General features: G+C 65.4%; 17 protein-coding genes. 8 read left to right on the top strand and 9 right to left on the bottom strand.

Annotation, left to right across the window (positions count from 1 at the left end):
* Positions 1-17: 17 nt before the first annotated feature.
* Positions 18-2,714, top strand: coding sequence for an ATP-dependent helicase HrpB (gene hrpB, locus art_RS03740; RefSeq protein ID WP_038468570.1), 2,697 nt, complete (start codon positions 18-20; stop codon positions 2,712-2,714).
* A 112-nt stretch (positions 2,715-2,826) separates the two neighbouring features.
* On the opposite strand, the gene art_RS03735 is transcribed toward hrpB, so the two are convergent.
* The 4 genes from art_RS03735 to art_RS03720 are packed head-to-tail and all read right to left on the bottom strand — an operon-like array spanning position 2,827 to position 5,736.
* On the bottom strand, positions 2,827-3,705 hold the full coding sequence (locus tag art_RS03735) for an SDR family oxidoreductase (RefSeq protein ID WP_052135969.1): 879 nt from the start codon (positions 3,703-3,705) through the stop codon (positions 2,827-2,829).
* The gene (locus art_RS03730) at positions 3,702-4,262 is read right to left on the bottom strand and encodes a Dps family protein (RefSeq protein ID WP_038462544.1); all 561 of its coding nucleotides are present in this window, start codon (positions 4,260-4,262) and stop codon (positions 3,702-3,704) included. The genes art_RS03735 and art_RS03730 overlap by 4 nt, the downstream gene beginning before the upstream one ends.
* A 38-nt stretch (positions 4,263-4,300) precedes the next feature.
* A complete protein-coding gene (locus tag art_RS03725; RefSeq protein WP_038462543.1) occupies positions 4,301-4,921 on the bottom strand; it encodes an L-threonylcarbamoyladenylate synthase in 621 nt (206 codons plus the stop codon).
* Between the two features lie 44 nt (positions 4,922-4,965).
* Entirely contained in the window at positions 4,966-5,736 is a 771-nt protein-coding gene (locus art_RS03720; RefSeq protein ID WP_038462542.1) for a YggS family pyridoxal phosphate-dependent enzyme, read from the bottom strand.
* Positions 5,737-5,943: 207 nt separating this feature from the next.
* Here art_RS03720 and art_RS03715 point away from each other — a divergent pair, with 207 nt between their 5' ends.
* Positions 5,944-8,358 carry a transglycosylase domain-containing protein gene (locus art_RS03715; RefSeq protein WP_253901461.1) on the top strand — a complete coding sequence of 805 codons (2,415 nt, stop codon included), beginning with the start codon at positions 5,944-5,946 and terminating at the stop codon, positions 8,356-8,358.
* 88 nt (positions 8,359-8,446) lie between these two features.
* On the top strand, positions 8,447-8,875 hold the full coding sequence (locus art_RS03710; protein ID WP_038462541.1) for a universal stress protein: 429 nt from the start codon (positions 8,447-8,449) through the stop codon (positions 8,873-8,875).
* A gap of 94 nt (positions 8,876-8,969) precedes the next feature.
* Here art_RS03710 and art_RS03705 read toward each other — a convergent pair whose 3' ends face one another.
* Together art_RS03705 and cyoE are read right to left on the bottom strand one after the other, a co-directional pair.
* Positions 8,970-9,524 (bottom strand): hypothetical protein, encoded by a 555-nt coding sequence (locus art_RS03705; RefSeq protein ID WP_157875136.1) that lies wholly within the window; start codon positions 9,522-9,524, stop codon positions 8,970-8,972.
* Positions 9,525-9,706: 182 nt separating this feature from the next.
* Complete coding sequence (gene cyoE / locus art_RS03700; protein WP_052135966.1) at positions 9,707-10,780, bottom strand: heme o synthase; 1,074 nt, start codon at positions 10,778-10,780, stop codon at positions 9,707-9,709.
* 221 nt (positions 10,781-11,001) lie between these two features.
* Between cyoE and art_RS03695 the strand changes: the two genes are divergently transcribed.
* Complete coding sequence (locus art_RS03695; RefSeq protein WP_038462540.1) at positions 11,002-11,547, top strand: hypothetical protein; 546 nt, start codon at positions 11,002-11,004, stop codon at positions 11,545-11,547.
* 190 nt (positions 11,548-11,737) lie between these two features.
* Complete coding sequence (locus art_RS20795; RefSeq protein ID WP_052135965.1) at positions 11,738-14,125, top strand: HNH endonuclease signature motif containing protein; 2,388 nt, start codon at positions 11,738-11,740, stop codon at positions 14,123-14,125.
* A gap of 100 nt (positions 14,126-14,225) precedes the next feature.
* On the opposite strand, the gene art_RS03680 is transcribed toward art_RS20795, so the two are convergent.
* Complete coding sequence (locus art_RS03680) at positions 14,226-14,648, bottom strand: pyridoxamine 5'-phosphate oxidase family protein (protein ID WP_157875135.1); 423 nt, start codon at positions 14,646-14,648, stop codon at positions 14,226-14,228.
* Between the two features lie 55 nt (positions 14,649-14,703).
* Entirely contained in the window at positions 14,704-15,798 is a 1,095-nt protein-coding gene (locus tag art_RS03675) for a LacI family DNA-binding transcriptional regulator (RefSeq protein WP_082000510.1), read from the bottom strand.
* 245 nt (positions 15,799-16,043) lie between these two features.
* On the opposite strand from art_RS03675, the gene art_RS03670 reads away from it, so the two are divergent.
* The 3 genes from art_RS03670 to art_RS03660 are packed head-to-tail and all read left to right on the top strand — an operon-like array spanning position 16,044 to position 19,344.
* Complete coding sequence (locus art_RS03670) at positions 16,044-17,177, top strand: Gfo/Idh/MocA family protein (RefSeq protein ID WP_038468550.1); 1,134 nt, start codon at positions 16,044-16,046, stop codon at positions 17,175-17,177.
* 2 nt (positions 17,178-17,179) lie between these two features.
* Entirely contained in the window at positions 17,180-18,439 is a 1,260-nt protein-coding gene (locus art_RS03665; protein ID WP_082000081.1) for a dihydrodipicolinate synthase family protein, read from the top strand.
* Positions 18,436-19,344 carry a sugar phosphate isomerase/epimerase gene (locus tag art_RS03660; protein WP_038462537.1) on the top strand — a complete coding sequence of 303 codons (909 nt, stop codon included), beginning with the start codon at positions 18,436-18,438 and terminating at the stop codon, positions 19,342-19,344. The genes art_RS03665 and art_RS03660 overlap by 4 nt, the downstream gene beginning before the upstream one ends.
* Here the strand turns inward: art_RS03660 and art_RS03655 are convergent.
* A complete protein-coding gene (locus tag art_RS03655; RefSeq protein WP_173425217.1) occupies positions 19,334-20,506 on the bottom strand; it encodes a sorbosone dehydrogenase family protein in 1,173 nt (390 codons plus the stop codon). The genes art_RS03660 and art_RS03655 overlap by 11 nt on opposite strands.
* Between the last annotated feature and the right edge of the window lie 41 nt (positions 20,507-20,547).

Genomic DNA, 20,547 nt, shown 5'->3' with positions numbered 1-20,547 from the left:
CCTTGTCCAATTCTCCCGTGAACGGACTCCCTGACGGCCCGTTCACCCTTGCCGAGCTCGGGCAGGGGCTGGTTTTTTCCCAGTCCCTGCCCGAGCTGGCCAGGATCCTGCGCGGCCCTGCAAGCCTGGGAGCCTGCATTGATGAACCCGCAACCGCTGGTGCCGCCGCCGTCGTTCAGGCCCCGCCCGGCACCGGCAAGACGACGCTCGTGCCGCCGCTTGTCGCCAACGCCCTCAACGCCGGCCCCGCACGCAAAATCATCGTGACCCAGCCGCGCCGCGTCGCCGTCCGCTCGGCCGCCCGCCGCCTGGCCACCCTCGACGGCACGCCCCTGGGCACCAAGGTCGGCTACACCGTCCGCGGCGAAAGCCACACCGGGGCTGGCACCATCATCGAATTCCTCACCCCCGGCATCCTCCTGCGCCGCCTCCTGCGCGACCCGGGCCTGGAAACCGTGGCCGCCGTCGTGCTCGACGAGGTGCACGAACGCGGCCTGGACACCGACCTCCTCTTGGGGCTGCTCGGCGAGGTCCGCCAACTGCGCGGCGACCTCACACTCATCGCCATGTCCGCCACCCTCGATGCCGCCCGGTTCGCCCGGCTGCTGGGAACGGACGACGGCGCGTCCCCGGCCCCGGTGGTCGACTGCCCCTCTGCGCTGTTCCCCCTCGAGATCCAGTGGGCACCGCCTGCCCGGCCGCGCATGGACCAGCGGGGGATCACGCGCTCCTTTCTTGACCACGTGGCGGACACGTCAGCCTCCGCCCACGCCACAGCCGTGGCCGCGAACCCCGATGTTGATGCCCTGGTGTTCGCCCCGGGCGCCTGGGAAGTGGGGCACATCGCCTCACGGTTGCGCGCCACCACCCGAAACACCGACGTTTTGGAACTGCATGGCCAGGTGCCTGCCCGGGAACAGGACAGGGCGGTTTCGGCGCGGGAACCCGGCGGGTTGCCGCGCATCATCGTCTCCACTTCGCTGGCGGAATCGTCGCTGACGGTGCCGGGGGTGCGGCTCGTTATCGATGCAGGTTTGTCCCGTGAACCCCGGCGCGATGCCGGCCGCGGCATGACGGGCCTCGTCACGGTGTCAACTTCACGTGCCTCCGCCGAACAGCGGGCGGGGCGTGCCGCCAGGCTCGGTCCCGGAACCGTGGTCCGCTGCTACGACCAGAAGACGTTTGCCGCGGCACCGGCGGCGCCCATGCCGGAAATCGCCGTGGCCGATCTTAGTGCAGCGGCGCTGACCCTTGCCTGCTGGGGTGCGCCCGGAGGCGCAGGACTGCTGCTGCCCGACCCGCCGCCGGCCCAGGCCCTGCAATCCGCCATCGAGGTCTTGACGGGAATCGGTGCCGTGGACACTGCCGGACACGCCACCGCACTGGGCAAGAAGCTGGCCGACATCCCGGCCGATCCCCGGCTGGCCCGTGCCCTGCTCGACGGTGGCGCTGTTGTGGGTGCCTTAGCTGCGGCTGAAGTTGTAGCTTTGGTAGCAGGAGACGGCCGGGCCCCGGGTGCCGATCTCACGGCGCTGTTGGCCGCCCTTCGCTCAGGCCGCGATCCCGGCGCACGGCGCTGGAAGCAGGAGGTGGCGCGGCTGGAAAAGTTGGCCCACCAGGGCGGCTCCACGAATGCTGCACCCGCCACGAAGGGCGCCGCTGACTCAACGAAGGCCGCTGCCCCAGCGCGTGGCGCGACGGTGGTGCCGGAGGTGTTGCGTTCAGAGGCGCTGGGCTTCGTCGTCGGGCTTGCCTTCCCGGACAGGGTTGCCCGGCTCGTCGCGGGTGCGGCCGGGAACCAGTATCTGCTGTCCTCGGGCACGCGTGCCGGGTTGCCGGCCGGCAGTCCGCTGGCCGGGCACGAGTGGCTTGCCGTGGCCGAGGTGTCCCGTGCGCAGGGCCGGGACGCTGCCGGCACGGGCGCCGTCATCCGTGCCGCGGCACCCCTGTCGCGGGAACATGCCGAGGCGGTTGCCGCCCACCTGCTCCAGGATTCAGTGCTCGCGCAGTTCACCAACGGCAAGGTTTCGGCCAGGCGGGAACAACGGCTGGGCGCCATTGTGTTGGCCTCCACCCCCGTGAAGCCGACAGCCGAACAGGGCCGTGCAGCCGTTGCACAAGCCTTGGCGGTCGATGGCCTGGGCGTGCTGTCCTGGCAGGGAACTGCCCATGCGCTGCGTAGCCGCCTGGCACTTTTGCACCGGGAGTTGGGTGATCCCTGGCCGGATGTCAGCGATGGTGCCCTGCTTGCACGACTGCCGGAATGGCTGGGTCCCGAACTGGAATCGGTGGCTGCCGGCCGCGCGCTGTCGGCCCTGTCGCTGACGGAGCCGCTGCGCCGGCTGCTGCCCTGGCCCGCCGCGTCAAAGCTGGGGGAGCTGGCGCCGGAAACACTGGCCGTCCCCAGCGGCTCCCACATCCGGATTGACTATCCAGAGGTGTCCGACGGCGGCCCTCCCGTTGTCGCTGTTAAGCTGCAGGAATGCTTCGGGCTGGCGGAGACCCCGCGGCTGGTGAACGGCCGGGTCCCGGTGCTGTTCCACCTGCTGTCCCCGGCCCGGCGCCCCCTGGCCGTGACCGACGACCTCGCGTCCTTCTGGAACGGACCCTACGCGCAGGTGCGGGCCGAGATGCGCGGTCGCTACCCCAAGCACCCGTGGCCCGAGGATCCGTGGACCGCCCCGGCAACGGCAAAGGTCAAGAGCCGGATGTAACAGGGAACACGACTTGCCGGCAGCGTGGGCTCCCGGAGCGGGGATGGATTTCGGAGGCCGCCCGCGGCCGAGGAAATCTTACTGCCCGCGAGGGAGCCCACGCTGCCGGCGCCTACTTCTGTTCCAGACTTGTCCCTTTCACTGACGCCGCCCGCCACTCATTGTTGGACAGGTGCGAACTTGCCTGCGCACCCACCGGACCCATTCCGCCGTCGACCGCCCAGCTCGCGCCGGTGACATAGCTGGCGGCAGGGGAGGCCAGGAACGTGATGACGTCGGCGATTTCATCCGCCGTCCCGGCGTGGCCCAGCGGGATGCCCGGCCGGGGGATCGCGTGTGGATGGCGGGTCTCCGACGCCGGCAGGTGGGTTGCAATCTCGCCCGGCGCCACGGCGTTGACCGTGATGCCGTGCTCGGACAGCTCCACGGCAAGGGTCTTGGTGAGCCCGTCGAGCCCAAATTTTGAGGCGCAATAGGCGCCGTAGCCAAACCGCGGCTGCTTGGCGTGGATGCTCGTCACCACCACGATCCGCCCGCCGGCACCGCCGGCGAGCAGCAATTTCGCGGCAGCCTGCAGGCACAGGAACGCTCCGTTGAGGTTGGTGTCAAGAATGCGTTTCCAGTCCTCGTAGTCGGTGTCCACGACGGACCGGGTCAGGCCCACGCCCACGTTGTTGACGAACACGCCCAGGGAGCCGAGTGACCCTGCCAGCTGCTCAACGGCCGGGGCGCAGCTGGGCAGGTCGGTGGTGTCCAACCACATGGAATGTGCCCGACGGCCCAGCGCCTCGACGGCCGCGGCCGTCTCGTCGGCACCGGAGGGGGAATCGTGCCAGGTGAAGCCCACATCGAATCCAGCGGCGGCCAGTGCCAACGCCGTCGCCTTGCCAATGCCGCGGTCGCCACCCGTGACGATCGCCGTTCGCGGATAGGCGGGCCGGGACGCCGATGCTGCGGGGCCAGGAACGGGTACCGCCATGGCGGCGTTCACTTGGCCTTGTTGGCTGCCGAACGTTCGGTCTTGGCCCCCGCATTGGCGAGGTCTCCGGCGTCGTCCTCCAGGTGGGCGCGCATGAACCATTGGAACAATTCCAATTGGGCACATTGGTTGATGACCATGTCCTCGGTGATGGGATCAAGCTCGCCCACGGTGGCCAAGGTCTTGCGGTGGCTGGAGAGAAAACCGGTGTAGACCAAATCCAGGGCGGCCAGATGCGCGGAGGTGTGGGCACGGCCAATGGAATAGTCATCCCATGAACGGGCGGCAACCAGGGCACCAGGCAGGCCGTTGGGGGAGACGCCCAGTGTGGCAATGCGTTCGGCCGTCTCATCCACCATGGCCCGGACCAGCTCGATCTGTGGGTCCAGCATCTCGTGGACGCTGATGAAGTCGCGGCCCACCACGTTCCAGTGCGCATGCTTGAGTGTGAGCGCCAGGTCGTTCAATGCGTGCAGCCGCGACTGCAGCAACTCCGCGACCTTGTGCCCATCCTGCAGCGACAACCCCGGAACCGTGTAGCCGGTGTGTGTTGTTCTCTTCGTAACCATCGCAAAACTCCCTTGTTTCAGATTGGTGAAGGCAAAACTTACTCGAAGCGGCTGGGATCGCCCATTCCGTGCCGCACCACCTCGGCGTAGCCGCTGGAAAAATCAATCACCGTTGTGGGTTCGGCACCGACTTCACCCGACTCAATCACGGCGTCGACGACATGGTCAAGGGTTTCCTTGATCTCCCAGCCCTGCGTCAGCGGCTCCTCCTCGTCGGGCAGCAGCAGCGTGCTGGAAAGCATCGGCTCGCCCAGCTCCTGGAGGATGTCGTGAATCAGCCGGCTGTCGGGAATGCGCACGCCCACCGTCTTTTTCTTCGGATGCGCCAAGCGCTTGGGCACCTCCTTGGTGGCCGGCAGGATGAACGTGTACGGCCCCGGCGTGACGGACTTGATGCTGCGGAAAATGTCGTTGTCGACCATGACGAACTGCCCCAGCTGCGCAAAGTCCTTGCACACAAGCGTGAAATGGTGCTTGCTGTCGAGCCGGCGGATCGCCCTGATGCGGTCAAGCGCCTCCCGGTTGCCCAGCTGCGCACCGAGCGCGTAACAGGAATCCGTGGGGTAGGCGATCAACCCGCCGGACTTCAGGATGTCCACGATCTGGCTGACTGAACGTGCCTGGGGATCGTGTGGATGGACGTCAAAGAATTTAGCCATGCCATGAGCATACGACTCCTCCGGCCGTCGCGCCGCCATTGCTGCTACATGTCCGGTTCGTCTGGCCAATAGTAGCTGTCAGGCAGCGCCCGTGCCCCAAAAATCGCCTGCCCCACCCGCACCACCGTGGCACCCTCCTCAATGGCCAGTTCAAAGTCACCCGACATGCCCATGGAGAGTTCCTGAAGTTCGACGCCGGCCGGCACGTCCTGCTGCCCCTGCTCCCTGAGCCGGTGGAGGGTTTGGAAACAAGCCCGCACACGGGATTCGTCGGGGCTGTTGCTGGCAAGGGTCATGAAGCCCTTGACCCGCAACCGCTCAAAGGCCGGCAGCTCACGGATGAAGGCGGCCACTTCAGCGGGCGGCAGACCGAACTTGCTGTCCTCCCCGGACGTGTTGACCTGGACCAGCACCTCCAGGGTCCGGCCCTCCACCGCCAGGCGGTTGTTGAGTGTCTTGGCCAGGCTGAGCCGGTCAAGGGCCTGGAACTCGTGGGCGAATTGGGCCACAAACTTGGCCTTGTTGCTTTGCAGGTGCCCGATCACATGCCACCGCAACCCGGGCACGTCCGCCAATTCCCGGCTTTTGCGCAGCGCCTCCTGGACCTTGTTTTCCCCCAGATCCGTGCACCCGGCAGCGATGGCCAGGCGGAGCCTGTCCGAGTCAACGGTCTTACTCACGGGCAGCAGCCGCACCTCATCCGCCGAGCGGCCCACCCGTGCCGCGGCCGCGGCCATCCTGCTTTTCACGTCCGCCACATGGCGCTGGAAGTCCTCCACGGTGGTGGCGGTGGAGTACTGTGGCTGCGCTGTCATGGCTGTCGCTTTCGCTCGTCGCCAGCTGTTTTCCGGCTCATGGCCAAGCTAACACGGGGCTGTGACATTATTCAGCTCGTTACAGCTGTTCACGGCATTTTCAGGAAACACCCATCTAAGGGGAGGAAGCTGGAAAATGCGCTGCGCCATCGCGTGTGGCAGCACTGCTTGTGTTGGGCAGGACAAGAACTGAGGGGTATGCGGGCCATGGCCAAAGGAAAGATGCGTGAACTGGGGCTCTCACCCGGAGGCCAGGTGTCCAACCTGCTCCGGCTTTTCCTTGTCTGCGGTGTTGCGGGTGTCCTTGTGGCGGCCCTGCTCTCCCCGCTGGGCATCGCGGCCACCGCAGCAGTGGGCGGTGCCGACAAATTCCTGTCCGTGGTCCCCGAGAACATCAACTTCAGCGCCCCAGCCCAGACCAGCACCATCCTTGCCTCCGACGGCTCCACCATTGCCACCCTCTACGCCCAGGACCGTCAAGTGGTGGGCCTGGAGCAAATGTCGCCGTTCGTCAGGGACGGTGTCGTTGCCATCGAGGATGCCAGGTTTTATGAGCACGGGGGAGTCGATGCCAAGGGCATCATCCGCGCCGCCCTGGCAACGCTGAACGGCAGCCGGCAAGGCGCCTCCACCATCACCCAGCAGTACGTCAACAACATGTTGATTGAGCAGTTGGTGGCCAACGGCAAAACCGACGAGGCCAAGCTCGGTGCCGAGAAGACCCTGGCAGACAAGGTCAAGGAAATTCAGATGTCCATCGGCCTGGAGAAAAAAATGTCCAAGGACGACATCCTGGCCGGCTACCTCAACATCATCTATTTCGGCAACGGAGCCTACGGCATCGAGTCGGCGGCGAAACTGTACTTCGGCACCACGGCCAAGGAGCTGACCCTGCCGCAGGCCGCAGCCCTGGCCGGGGTGGTCAACCGCCCGTCGTACTACGATCCCGTCACCGCCCCCGACAAGGTGGTGGAGCGGCGCAACGATGTGCTGAACAGGATGCTGGCCCAGAAGAAGATCAGCCAGGCGGACCATGATGGCGCCATTGCGGCTCCCCTGGAACTGCACCTGACGCAGAGCGCCCAGGGCTGTGCCGCGTCTGCCTCGGCCCCTTACTTCTGTGACTACGTCCAGCAGTTGATCCTGAACGACCCCGCGTTTGGTGCCACGCCGGAGGAACGCACCAAGTTGTTGTTCCAGGGCGGGCTGACCATCAAGACCACCCTGGACGCGGGCCTCCAGCAGGTTGCCCAGTCACAGGCGAGTGCCACGATGAGTGCCACCGACCCACTCCAGCGCGGAGCCGCCGTCGTCAGTGTCCAGCCAAACACAGGCAATGTGCTCGCGATGGGGCAGAACACGGTGTACGACCCGGCCGAGGCGCCAGGGAACTACATGGGCAATTTTGCACTGCCCGTCACCGATGCCAGCGGCCAGCCGCTCCATGGTGCGGGCGGCTTCCCGATCGGCTCGACGTTCAAGCCGTTTGTGTTTGCCGAATGGCTCAACAGCGGGCATTCGATGATGACGAGCATCAATGGTGCCGTGCGTGAATACCGCCAGGACTTCCCGTGGAAGAACAGTTGCGGCACCACCACGGGCGTGTACGATCCGAGCGTTTCCGGAAGCTTCCTGCTGCCGAATGACGATCCCAACCACTACTTCTCCATGAGCGCGGAGGAGGGGCTGTACCGTTCGATCAATACGGTCACCTTCCAGACGGCCACGGCCTTGGACTTCTGCAACATCCAGAAAATGGCAACCTCTGCCGGGCTCAAGGACGGCCGGACGAACGCGCCCTACGACCTCTCCAGCATCGCCAACCTGATCGGCACCCAGAGTGTGGCCCCGATCGACATGGCCACGGCCATGGCCACCTTCGCCAGCGGCGGCATCCGCTGCAACCCGATCGCGTTGACCTCCGTTGTGGACGCGGCCGGCACGTCCTATCCCGTGCCGGGCGCCGACTGCCAGCGGACCATGAGTCAGGACGTGGCCTCCGGAGTCACCTACGCCCTCAAGAACGTGCTGACCATCGGCTCCGGCTACTACGTTCCCCTCGATGACAAGTCCAACGCCTTTGCCAAGACGGGAACCACCGACGGCAACGTGGACACGTGGACCATCGGTGCCACCACCGGCGTTGCCACCGCCTCCTGGTTCGGCAGCTACAAGGGCACCGGCCCCGAGTGGGTCAACCAAAACATCATGATCAACGGAAAGTATTATCTGGGTGTTGACGGCGCCGACCTGGCCGGCTCCCAATGGGCTGCCGTCATGAACGCGGCAGCCACCGGCCCGGCCTACGCCGGCACTCCCTTCAGCCAACCGCCGTCGTCCATGCTGGCGCCGACAGCACCCCTCGTCTCCGGGGTCAACGATCCCAAGCCCGGCGACTACGTGCCCCCCGTCCAGCCGGTGCGGCCGGAGCCCCAGCCCACGCAGGCGCCGGAACCCACGGAACCCACGGCACCCACGCAGCCGGAGCCGACCGCCCCCGCCGAGCTTTCGCAGCCCGACGAGCCGGCACCGCCTGCCCAAACCAGCGAGCCGGCGCCAGCGGAGCCGGCACCTCCTGCCGAGCCTGCACCTTCTGCGGAACCGGTGCCGCCACAAAACTAGCCGCGACGCCGCCTTAACTTCGTGCTTTGACGTTTGTACGGGAGAATGGAAAACAACGGGAACGGCCCGTTGTCCGAAGGAGGCTCCCTTGTCTGAAGTCACATCCGAGGTTCGTATAGTCGTTGGTGTTGACGGTTCCACTGCGTCTGTCAATGCTTTGCAGGAAGGTGCCAAACTGGCTGCCGAGCTCGGTGGCGTGGTTGATGCCGTGGCTGTCTGGGAGATGCCCACCAAACATGCCAGTTACGCGGCACTTGGCATTGGCAACTTCGAAGAGGGCGCCCGGCAAGTCCTGGCCGACGCCCTGTTTCAGGCCTTCGGCGACAACGTCCCCGCCTCCGTTTCCGCCCGGCTCATCCAGGGCTCTGCCGCCACGGGTCTCATCTCCGTGGCCGAGGGGGCGCGCATGCTCGTGGTTGGCCGACGCGGGCACGGCGGCCTGATGGGGCTGTTGCTGGGCTCGGTCAGCGCCTCCGTTGTCAACCAGTCGCCGATCCCGGTCCTCGTGGTCCAGTAACTTCTTTCGCTGCCTCCTGCAGGGCCAGCCCTACCTCTTTCAGGGCCAGTTTCCCGCGGGCACGCACATGAAGCACGACGGCGGCGACTCACCTTTACGTGTTGGCCGCCGCTTTTTCGGCGGTCGCCAAAGCGAGTGCAAGCTCGGTGACGGATCGCTGGTAGGAGGCAACGGCGTCGTCCGTCAGGGGAATGGCGGGGGTGAGCTGCTCAGCGGCGGCCATGCTGCGGACCAGCGCTGCAGTCTCGGGCAGGTGGATGTTGGTCATGGCCGGGAATTTGCTGGCGGTGTCGGGATCCAGGAGGTAGCAGGCCCAGTGGTCGATGAGCCCCTGGTGCTGTTCGGCGGCAGTGGCAAGGCCTGCCTGACGTTGCGCGCGGTGTGCGGCCAGCAACGCCAGGGCCCGTTGGCGACGCAGAAACAGGTGCATGGCAATCGCGGCCGACGCGGCCAACACCAGCAGCACAATCGAGGAAAGATTGCTCGCCAAAGCCGGGATCAGGATCATGGGTGCCAGCACGCACAAGCCCGTGAAGGTGTACCAAAACGTGGAATCAGGATCATTATCACGCTCGGCGCGAGTCCTGGCCAGCCACACGGTTGCGGCGGCAGTCACAGCCACCAACATGGCGAGAATGAGGAAACTCATCTGCAACACCTCCCGGAGCAGGACCCGGTCAGCGTCGACCGGACGCACTAAACAGGCCCAGCAGTTGTGGCCTCTTACTCCATTGCATGCCCAATAATGCTGCAGGTCAAGGGGTAGCAATGTACAGGCTGATGTGGGCGGTGCGGTGGGGGCTGATTTGGGCGGATACCGGGCGGTCGCGGTTACGGCAGTCGCGGTCCCACGGAGAGCATGAGGGAAATCGCGAACATCATCATCAGTGCGTAGCGGAACATGAGGCGGGCCCAGCGGTCGTGGTCGGTGGCGCGCAGCCCGCGTACAGCCAGGACGAGCCAACCGGTGCCGAGGATGCCCATGACCGCCGTGTAGACCCAGCCGGTGTAGCCAAAGGGCTGGGGCAGCACCGAGACAACCACAAACAACACCGTGTAGACAAGGATCTGCGCCACCGTGTTGGGGATGCCGCGAACCACCGAGATGACGGGCACGTTGGCGCGGGCGTATTCGGCCTGACGGTAGATCGCGATTGAGTAGAAGGCCGGCATCTGCCAGACAAACAAGATCAGGAAGACGATGACGGCGCCCGCGTCGATGGCGTTGCTGGCGCCGACGTAACCACCGAGGATGGGTGCCGCGCCAGAAACACTGCCCACGAGCGTGCCATGAATGGACAGGCGCTTGGACAGCATGCCGTACAGCACAACGTAGGCCAGGAAGCCGCCGATCCCAACACCAACCACCAGTGCGTTGGTCCAGGCCACCAGGATTGCCATGCCGGCCAGTAACAGGACCGCGGAGTAGATCAGCGCATTGCGTGCACCCACGCCCCCGGTGACGGTGGCGCGTTTTTTGGTGCGGGCCATGAGGGTGTCAATGTCACGGTCGAGCACATTGTTCAGGACGCAGGCCGAGCCAATGACCAGGGTGGTGCCGAGGCATACCGCCAGGAACAGCAGCCAGTCGATAGGTCCCGGGCTGGCGAACAGGAAGCCCGCAGCCGCCGTGAGCACATTGCCGTACAGCACTCGTGGTTTCGTCAGCGAGTAGTAGCGCAGCAGCGTCGACCGCCAGGATGCGTCCGTGGCCCGCGCGGCCAGCGCACTGTCCTTGCCGTCAAGCGCCGGATGCGCCGGACCATTTTCGAGTGCGCCGTCAAGTGCGCCGCCGAGCGCCGGATCCGCAGCTCCGCCGTCGCCACCGCGGCTGCCAATGCCCCCGCCGCGTGCCTCAGGTGACTTTGCCTGCCCTGAGGGGCTGGACGAACTGCGCGTGGTCATGGGGGAGCTCCAAGGGTGGTCAGTAATTGTGTTCAGCCTATCCCCGAAGGTCACGATCGAATCATTAAGGAGACCTGCATAACGTTTCCCTATCCGGTCCCAGTACCCGTAACGGTTGGGCGGATTTTTGCTCCCTACTGATGCGCCGCAGGCAGGGGAGTAATAGCGTAAGTATCACCCCCACTTCCGTGGGGCCAAAGTTCCCAAAGAGGGTGTTTCCCATGAAGTTCTTCAAAACCTGGCTGGCAGTTGTGGGGCTGCTTGCCGCATTCTTCCTTGTCGGCCCGGCGCCGGCCCAGGCCGCCCCGTATTGCGGCATCACGTGGGGTTCGCTGGCCAAAACGGCGGGCATCGGTTCCACCGCCACCATCACCAATGTGCGGGCCGGTCGGCACGCCTGCTTTGACCGCATGGTCATTGACATCACGGGCCATGCCACCGGATACAACGTTAGGTACGTTTCGAACGTGACCTCACCCGGCAGCGGCATGACCGTTCCGCTGCGGGGCGGCGCCTACCTTCAGCTGACGGTGCTGGCTCCGGCCTACAACGCCTCCGGCAACGCGACCTACCAGCCCGCCAACCGCAATGAGCTGGTCAACACGAGCGGTTATGCCACGTTCCGCCAGCTGGCCATGGCGGGAAGTTTTGAGGGCAGGACCACCCTGGGCCTGGGCGTTCGTGCCCGACTGCCGTTCCAGGTTTTCCTCCTCGACGGCCCCGGGAACTCCACCCGCGTGGTCGTTGACGTGGCCCACCGCTGGTAGGCGCCGCTGCCTCTGTAAGGCGGGTTTCGCCGTCGTACTTCGTTGATGTACGACGGCGGGACTCGCCTTTTCCCTGTTCCCCAGCTGCCGCCGGGGTACTTAGGGGCGCTGCCGCGGGTGTCTAGAATATTTGTTTGGGAAGATTTGCGAATCCATTGCTTTACAGGTTGATGGGATCTATAATTGTGGTATGGGCGATTCACTGGAATTCCCGACGGATCGGGAAGAGGCATCCACCACAGTAAGTGTGGCGGAGCTGATCGATGCTCTCGCCTTTCCTGTCATTGAACCACTCGCCACCGACATGGGTGCCCTCTCAGAACGCCCGCCCCTGCCGGTGCCCGGAGAATCCGGCCCTGCCTCCTTGTCCCAGCTCGATGGTGTGAGGGCGTTGATGGACGGGTGCGGGGAGGCCATTGCCGCGCTGAGAAGGCAGCAAAACCGGTGTGCCGCGCTCGTGGCCGTCATGGTGGAACGCCTGGAATCCACCGCCGTGCTTGAAGGTGGCCTGCTCTCGCTCGACTGGTGGCAGAAGGGTTGCTCCCTTGACCAGATCTGCGCGGAGCTGGCCACCATTCTCCACGTCTCTGAAGGTGTGGCGGGGCGGTTGATAGAACAGTCGCTCACGTTGGTGCGCACGCTGCCGGCGTCCATGGAACAGCTGACCGTGGGGGAGCTGGGCTGGGACCATGCGGTGGTCATTGCCGAGGAGACCTCCCTGCTGCGGGCGGCCGGCATTGCACAAGAGACCATCGACGCCTTCGAGCAGTGCTTGTTGGGGCACGCGGTCCGCAAGACACTGCCCAGCTTCCGCTCCACCGCGCGGCGGCTGCGCGAACGCCAGTACCCGGAAACCATCACGGCACGCACCCGCCGCGCCTATGCCGACAGGAACCTGCGGGTCAGCCGCGGCTTTGACGGCATGTCCTGGCTAAGCCTCTATGCCCCGTCGCCCACCATCGAGGCCATCTGGGACCAGTGCACCTACACAGCCCAAGCCGCCCAGGGCTCCCACGAGGACCGCACCCTGGCCCAATTGCGGGCGGACATCGCGGCCGCCCTGTTATTGCGTCAGAGCATGGACGAGAACAGTATCCACAGCCCAGCCCTCCAGGACGTTCGACTATCGGATGATGCTGCCGGGTGGGGCTGCAACGGCACCAGCGCGGGCAGCGCCCAGGGCAATGCTTCCAGCTCCAGCGCGGGCGGCTCCCCGCATAACGGACCCGGCACTGATATGAACAACAGCACCTTCACCTCCGATCTTGGGCCCGCCGGCCACTGCGGTCTAAACTCTCCCTCAGGCCCAGTGGGCACGTACTTTACCGGGGCCGCCGAGTCGGGCACCATTGAGTCTTGGCCCTGGTACCTGCAGTCCGAACCGGACCCCTGCGGTGAAGGCGCATTTCCTGACCCGAACCGGTACGGCTGTGTCTTCTACCCGTGGCAGGTCCCGCGATTTGACGATCCTGACTACACCGACCCGGCCTTTAGGGAACCGGATCCCCGCAACTCCCCGCAGTGGCACTCCACGGCGCAACTGCCCGTGCTGACTCCTGCGGGAACAGGCGGCCCCGAAATGGTGAACGGCACCGGGGGTGACCCACATGCGGCAGTCGCGGCCGGTCCCCGGGGGAGAACTGTGCCCAGTCCTGGTGGTAGCGAGCAGTGGCCTCCATTGCCGCACGTCACACCCGTGGTGTTGATTCCTGTGCTGTCGATGCTCGGGGTGACGAACGAACCCGCGTGGCTGGAAGGGGCAGGTCCCATCAGCATGGAAGTTGCCCAGCGCTTGGCTTCCCAGGCTGGCAGCATGCTTCGGTTGCTGGTAGATCCCATCAGCAACCAACCCCTTGACATCGCCCCGGACCGTTACCGGATCAGTGAGGCCATGCGCACGCAGCTGCGCATCAGGGACGAATACTGCCAGTTCCCCGGCTGCAACACCAAGGCCGTCAACTGCGAGGTCGACCATGTCAAGAGCTTCGAAAGCGGCGGGCGGTCCATTTACAACAACCTTGAACACCTGTGCGCACACCACCACCTCGTCAAACACTTCAAGGACGACAAGGACAGGCACGGCAAACTCAGGTGCATCGACGAGCCTGAACGGCAAGGGTTGCGCCTCAGGGGCTGGACGCCGCGCATCGAAGATGGCGGACGGATCTCCTGGACATCACCGTCAGGCAGGTACTGCCCGCCCGACCTTGACGAGCCACAGGCACCGGCCTACCCGAAATGGCTGAAGAAACTCATCAGCCGGGCCCACACGGAACAAGACAGCAATGCCTGCCGTGCCGACTCGGCTCACACAGACCAGGATTGCACCACCCCAGCTCCCACCGATACGAACCCCACCGGCCTCTCACCCACCGGCCTGTCTCCCACCGATACGGAGGCACTGGAAGCCTTGGCCCAGGATACGGCCCGGGATCCTGTCGACGAGGAGGTCTGGGACTTCAACAACCTCCCGGAGCCGCCCGAGGCATCACCGTACGACGCAGAGGACAACGAAATCCTGACCAGGCTCGCCATCGAACACGCACTCAGCCACCCTTGGCTGGGACTCGCAGCATAGCCGGCTCGGGCCAGGCCCCTGCTGGGCAACACCTCTTCAGCCCGAGATCCGCCGGACTAAACCCCGCCGGACTAAACCCCGCCGGGCTAAAGTTCGCTAGTCAGAAGCGCTCCGGCTCGGTTCCCAGTTCGAAGCGGATGCCGCGCACGCTTGAGGGCGTAATTTCCACAAAGGTGTACTTGAGCGTCTTCAGCCAGGGGGCCAGTGGAAGTTCGCTGGCGGCGTCGATCTCTGTTTGCGATTCCAGCACCCGCGCAGTGCCCTTCAGGACCACACTCCAGGCTTCGTTCTCGGCCAAGCCGTCGATCTCGAAAGCCACTGTGTCATTGATGGTTAGTTCGGCGAGTTTTGTTCCGGGGTTCGTGCGAATGAGTAACTTGCCATCATGTGCCAAGTAATTGATGGGGAAGATGTCGGGCTCGTTGGCAACGCTGAGCGCGAGTCGGCCAAAGCGTGTGTGCTCAAGGAAGCGCCAGGCATCGTCGCTGGCCATGTCGCGTCCGGGTTGCTCATCAGTAGTCATGCTGTGATTATGCCGCATTCCCTGCGCGAATTCCCGTCCCTAACCTCCGGCAGTGCTAATTGCCGCCGGCGCTTTCACGCAGCACAACCTGACCGGTGACACTCGTGGGCGTCTTAGCATCGGGGACCAGCGCCAACTGCGCCGCGATCTGGCCCATCTCCTCCAACGGCAGCCGGTAGGTGGTCAGACCTGGGAAGTGGTCGCGTAGTGTGGGAATGTCATCGAAGCCGGCCACTTGGACATCCTCGGGAATCCGCAGACCTCTGGTCCGCAGCGCCGCCATGGCCCCGAGCGCCATGACGTCATTGGCGGCCAGAATGCACAGCGGCCCCGCGGAGTCTGTGTCTTCGGAGCCGCCGCCCTTGTAAGCGGAACCGCCCGTTGCCGCGCCACTGCCGTCCGTGAGGGCACCTGCGGTAGGACCGTCGAGGAACTCAAGGGTTGAGTCGAAGCCGCCCTGGCTCGTGAATTCCCCGTGAACGACGGCGACCGGCGCAAGTCCGGCTTCCTGCAGGCGGTCCGTGAAGCCTGTGACGCGGATACGGGCCGTGTTGCGTTCGGCGGGGCCGGCCAGGATGACGAAGCGGCGCTGGCCGCGGGCAGTGAGCGCTTGGACCAAGGCTCCGGCGCCGTCGTGGTTGTCCACGTGCAGCACCCGGGCGTCGGGAATCTCGGTGGTTCCGATCGTGACTACGCGGCCACCGTTGGAGATGTATTGGGCCAGCGCCTTGCTGAGTCTGGGGTCCTCCTCCAGCAGGCGCGAGGCGGCAAGGATGATGGCGTCAGTACGGTAGGAGATGAAGGCATTCACCGCAGCCAGCTCGGCGTCGCCGGGGGAGTCGCCGTCGTGTTCCAAGTCGGTGCCGGCCAGCAGCACCTGGTGGTTGGCGGCCAGAGCTGCCTGTTGCACGCCGTGGGCGATGGTTGAAAAGTATGGGTCGGCAATGTCATGGACCACCAGTCCCACCAAGCCAGTCGACTGCCGTGCCAGGGCCTGCGCCTGGGCGTTGGCCACGTAGCCAAGTTCAGCGGCAGCAGCCTTCACCCGTTCAGCGATCTCCGCGGCCGGCGTGCGGGACGAACCGTTAATGACACGCGAAGCGGTGGCTAGCGACACGCCGGCGTGTCGGGCAACCTCTGAGAGTTTCACGGCCAATTGAGCATCCTTTGACGAAGACTTGTGAGGGGAAAAGTTCTTGTTCCTTGACCCGGTGATAAGTTCAGCATATATTGGAAAGCGCTTTCCAAACTTAAGCCACGCCGGACTTTCCGGTAACGGCTCTCAACAACTTCCGGGAGAACCACGTGACACTTACTGCTTCCAACGAGCAAACTGCTGTACAGACCACCGCGGCTGGCGAAGGCGCCGGCACACAGAAGGTCATCCGCATTGCCATGAACGGCATCACCGGCCGCATGGGCTACCGCCAGCACCTGCTGCGCTCCATCCTGCCGCTGCGCGAGTCCGGCCTGACCCTCGAAGACGGCACCAAGGTGGCCATCGAGCCCATCCTGGTGGGCCGCAACGAATCCAAGGTCCGCGAACTGGCCGAGCTGCACAACGTCGAACACTGGACAACGGACCTGGACTCGATCATCGCCGACCCCACAGTCGACGTCGTCTTTGACGCTTCCATGACCAGCCTGCGTGCCGCCACCCTGAAGAAGGCCATGGCCAACGGCAAGCACATCTTCACCGAGAAGCCCACGGCCGAGACGCTGGAAGAAGCCATCGAGCTGGCCCGCATCGGCCAGGCCGCCGGCATCACCGCCGGCGTCGTGCACGACAAGCTGTACCTGCCGGGCCTGGTCAAGCTGCGCCGCCTCGTCGATGAAGGATTCTTCGGCCGCATCCTCTCGATCCGCGGCGAGTTCGGTTACTGGGTGTTCGAAGGTGACCACCAGGCCGCCCAGCGTCCCTCCTGGAACTACCGCAAGGAAGACGGCGGCGGCATGACCACCGACATGTTCTGTCACTGGAACTACGTCCTCGAAGGCATCATCGGCAAGGTCAAGACCGTCAATGCTAAAACTGCAACACACATCCCGGCGCGCTGGGACGAGCAGGGCAACGAATATGCAGCTACTGCTGACGACGCCGCCTACGGCATCTTCGAGCTGGAAACCCCGGCCGGAGATCAGGTCATCGGCCAGATCAACTCCTCATGGGCCGTGCGCGTCTACCGCGACGAGCTCGTGGAATTCCAGATCGACGGAACCCACGGCTCTGCAGTCGCCGGCCTGAACAAGTGCGTTGCCCAGCAGCGTGCCCACACCCCCAAGCCCGTCTGGAACCCGGACCTGCCCGTCACCGAATCCTTCCGCTCACAGTGGCAGGAAGTTCCGGCCAACGCCGACCTTGACAACGGTTTCAAGCTGCAGTGGGAAGAGTTCCTGCGCGATGTTGTCGCCGGCCGCGAACACCGCTTCGGCCTGCTCTCCGCAGCCCGCGGCGTGCAGCTGGCCGAGCTGGGTCTGCAGTCCTCCGACGAGCGCCGCACCCTGGACATCCCGGAAATCGAGCTCTAACCATGACCATCACCTCAACTCAGAGCATCACGCTCACCCTTCCGCTGCCCACCGGCGAACTGGAAGCACTCACGCTTAACGCGACCGGCCCGTGGCGCAAGCCCACCGAGCTGATCACCTCTCGCAAGGTGTACGCCGCAGCGCACGTCACTCCGAAGGTGCTGGGTAACAATGTGCCCGGCGCCCCGGCCGATATCGACTGGGACGCCACCCTGGCCTTCCGCCGCGAGCTGTGGAGCTGGGGCGTGGGCATTGCCGACGTCATGGACACCGCACAGCGCGGCATGGGCCTTGACTGGGCCGCCACGCAGGAGCTCATCAACCGTTCCGCCGCCGAGGCCGCGCTCATCGCGACGCCGGAGCGCACGGTCCGTGACCTCCTGGCCTGCGGCGCCGGCACCGACCAGCTGGACCCCGCCACGGTGGAGCCAGGCGAGGCCGGTCTGGCCGCCGTGCTGGCCGCCTACCGTGAGCAGATCGCCGTCATCGAGGCCTCCGGTGCGAAGGTCATCATCATGGCCTCGCGCGCCCTGGCCAAGGTCGCCAGCGGCCCCGCGGACTACCTTGCCCTCTACGGCACGCTGCTGTCCGAGGTCAAGGAACCTATTGTCCTGCACTGGCTGGGAACCATGTTCGATCCTGCCCTGGCCGGCTACTGGGGCAGCGACGACGTCGCCGCAGCCACCGCCACGTTCCAGCAGCTCATCGAGGCACACGCCGCGAAGGTTGACGGCGTGAAGGTTTCCCTGCTCGACGCCGGTCATGAAGTTGCGCTGCGTGCGTCGCTTCCGGAGGGCGTGCGTTTGTACACGGGTGACGACTTCAACTACCCCGAGCTGATTGCCGGCGACGGCACGCACTACTCGGATGCGTTGTTGGGCATCTTTGCCGCGATCACCCCCGCCGCCTCAACTGCTTTGCAGGAGTACGACGCCGGCCGGCCCGCCGAAGCACGTGCCATCCTCGATTCCACGCGGGATCTTGGGCTGCACATCTTCGAGGCACCCACGTACTACTACAAGACAGGCATCGCCTTCCTGGCCTGGCTCAATGGCTTCCAGGCCGGTTTCCAGATGATTGGCGGCCTGCATGCCGGGCGCGACGTCAACCACCTGGTCAAGCTGTTCCGCCTGGCCAACACGGCAGGGCTGCTGCTGCAGCCTGAGCTGGCCGCCACGCGCATGGCCGGTTTTCTGAACGCCGCCGGCGTTGCCTCGGAGGTCAACACGAACGCCGCAGTCCTGGAAGGGGCCGACGCATGAGGACCTTCGAAAAGCTCTCCATCAACACCGCAACCATCAAGCAGGCCTCCCTTGCGGAGGCCCTCGACCTCAGCGTTGCGGCAGGCCTGAAACACATTGGCCTGTGGCGCGACAAGGTGGCCGAAGTTGGCCTGGAAACAGCGGTTGAGATGGTCAAGGCGTCCGGCCTGCAGGTCTCCAGCCTGTGCCGCGGCGGCTTCCTGACAGCAGCCGATCCGGCCGGCCAGGCCGCCGCCCTTGAGGACAACAAGGCCGCCATCCTGGAAGCGAAGGCACTCGGCACCACCGAGATCATCATGGTGGTGGGCGGCCTGCCCGACTTCAGTGTTTCACCCGGTGCCGTCGACGGCGGCGGCGGGGCAACCGCCGTCGTCGGTGGCAAGGACATAGTCTTGGCCCGCCAGCGCGTGGCCGACAGGCTCGCCGAGCTCGTCCCGTTCGCCCTAAAACACGGCGTCCGCCTGGTCCTGGAACCGCTGCATCCCATGTATGCGGCCGACCGTGCGGTGCTCTCAACCCTGGGCCAGGCCCTGGATTTGGCAGCGCCGCACCCGGTTGAGGCCGTCGGCGTCGTGGTGGACACCTTCCACGTCTGGTGGGATCCGTCCCTGCAGGAGCAGATCGCCCGCGCCGGCGCAGAGGGCCGCATCGCCTCGTACCAGGTGTGCGATTTCACCCTGCCCATCGCCTCCGATGCGCTGCTGTCCCGCGGTTTCATGGGCGACGGCGTCATCGACTTCGCGTCGATCGGTGCGTGGGTTGCCGAGGCCGGCTACAACGGTGTCGTGGAGGTGGAGATCTTCAACGCGGATATCTGGAACCTGCCGTACGCAGAGGTAGTTGACACCGTGAAAGCGCGCTACGCCGAACTGGTGGCCCCGCACCTGGCCGTTGTCAGCGTGTAATCTCCACGATTTTATCGTCGCCCGGCATCGGGTCGCCACGGCCGTCTGTGTTGTTCGTCAGGACAAGCAGGCGGCCGTCGGGCGTTAAGGCGACGTCACGCAGGCGTCCGAGCTGGTGGGTGAGGCGTGCATGGGCGGAGGGTGCGCCGTCGAGCGCTATCTGCCACAGCCGTTCCCCACGCAGCGCCGCCATGTACAAGGTGGTGCCGGCGATGGCGATGCCGCTGGGGCTGGCCTCGGACGTGGGCCAGGTAAGGACCGGGTTGGTGAAGTGCCGGTCGGTGTCCTTGCCCTCGACCAGTGGCCAGCCGTAGTTGTTGCCGGCCGTGATCTGGTTCAGTTCATCCCACGTGTTTTGACCGAATTCTGAGGCCCACATGCGGCCGGTTTCATCCCAGGCGAGGCCTTGGACGTTGCGGTGGCCCAGGCTCCAGACCGGGCTGTTGGGTAACGGATTGCCGGTGGGGACGTCGCCGTCGCGCGTGGTGCGCAGGATCTTGCCGCCCAACGAGGCAGGATCCTGGGCGTTGTTGCGGTTGCCGGCATCTCCCGTGCCCGCGTAGAGCATGCCGTCGGGGCCGAACGCGATCCGGCCGCCGTTGTGGTTGCTGCCCTGGGGGATGCCGGTGATGATGGGGGTGGCGGGACCAAGGGTGCGGCTGCCAGTTTCACCCAGCAGCGGCATCCGCACCACACGGTTATCCTCGGCCGTGGTCAGATAGGCGAACAGGTCAAAACAGGGGTTGTTGGAATCCAACAGTTCCGTGCCGGGGCAGGAACCCACCTGCATGGCCAGTCCCAGCAGCCCGCCCTCGCCCTGGTGCACGACGCCGGGCACCGTGCCCACAGTTTGTTTCCCGCCGTTGGGTGCCACGTCCACAATCTGCCCCGAGTCACGTTCGCTGACGAGCAGGTGGCCGTCTGCCAGCCCGACCATGGACCATGGAGAGTCAAGTTCGGTGGCCTGCTCAATAACTGCGACGGGGCTCTCGGTAACGGCGGGGCTTGCGGTGGGGAACGGGGCCGGTGACTGGCAGGCCGACAGCGCTGCCACGGTCATGACCGCCGCGCACCCAGCCCCCAACAGGCGGCACCAAGCCCCAATCCGGCGCGGGCGCCCAGTGGGCGAAGATTGCGCAGTGAGGTGCGTCGTCGCATCCATGACCCCAGCGTAACGGAACGATTCATGCAGGGCAGCCCTCC

It is taken from the genome of Arthrobacter sp. PAMC 25486 (genome assembly GCF_000785535.1).
Lineage (GTDB): Bacteria > Actinomycetota > Actinomycetes > Actinomycetales > Micrococcaceae > Specibacter.
The sequence above is the reverse complement of the archived record's forward strand: the minus strand, read 5'-3'. Positions and strand labels throughout refer to the sequence as shown.

Excerpts from the sequence above, each read along its gene's own strand:
- art_RS03655 (WP_173425217.1), bottom strand. The coding sequence starts at position 20,506 with ATGGATGCGACGACGCACCTCACTGCGCAATCTTCGCCCACTGGGCGC.
- art_RS03695 (WP_038462540.1), top strand. The coding sequence starts at position 11,002 with ATGAAGTTCTTCAAAACCTGGCTGGCAGTTGTGGGGCTGCTTGCCGCA.
- art_RS03730 (WP_038462544.1), bottom strand. The coding sequence starts at position 4,262 with ATGGTTACGAAGAGAACAACACACACCGGCTACACGGTTCCGGGGTTG.
- art_RS03720 (WP_038462542.1), bottom strand. The coding sequence starts at position 5,736 with ATGACAGCGCAGCCACAGTACTCCACCGCCACCACCGTGGAGGACTTC.
- art_RS03670 (WP_038468550.1), top strand. The coding sequence starts at position 16,044 with ATGAACGGCATCACCGGCCGCATGGGCTACCGCCAGCACCTGCTGCGC.
- art_RS20795 (WP_052135965.1), top strand. The coding sequence starts at position 11,738 with ATGGGCGATTCACTGGAATTCCCGACGGATCGGGAAGAGGCATCCACC.
- art_RS03680 (WP_157875135.1), bottom strand. The coding sequence starts at position 14,648 with ATGACTACTGATGAGCAACCCGGACGCGACATGGCCAGCGACGATGCC.
- art_RS03715 (WP_253901461.1), top strand. The coding sequence starts at position 5,944 with ATGGCCAAAGGAAAGATGCGTGAACTGGGGCTCTCACCCGGAGGCCAG.
- art_RS03725 (WP_038462543.1), bottom strand. The coding sequence starts at position 4,921 with ATGGCTAAATTCTTTGACGTCCATCCACACGATCCCCAGGCACGTTCA.
- cyoE (WP_052135966.1), bottom strand. The coding sequence starts at position 10,780 with ATGACCACGCGCAGTTCGTCCAGCCCCTCAGGGCAGGCAAAGTCACCT.
- art_RS03665 (WP_082000081.1), top strand. The coding sequence starts at position 17,180 with ATGACCATCACCTCAACTCAGAGCATCACGCTCACCCTTCCGCTGCCC.
- art_RS03660 (WP_038462537.1), top strand. The coding sequence starts at position 18,436 with ATGAGGACCTTCGAAAAGCTCTCCATCAACACCGCAACCATCAAGCAG.
- art_RS03705 (WP_157875136.1), bottom strand. The coding sequence starts at position 9,524 with ATGAGTTTCCTCATTCTCGCCATGTTGGTGGCTGTGACTGCCGCCGCA.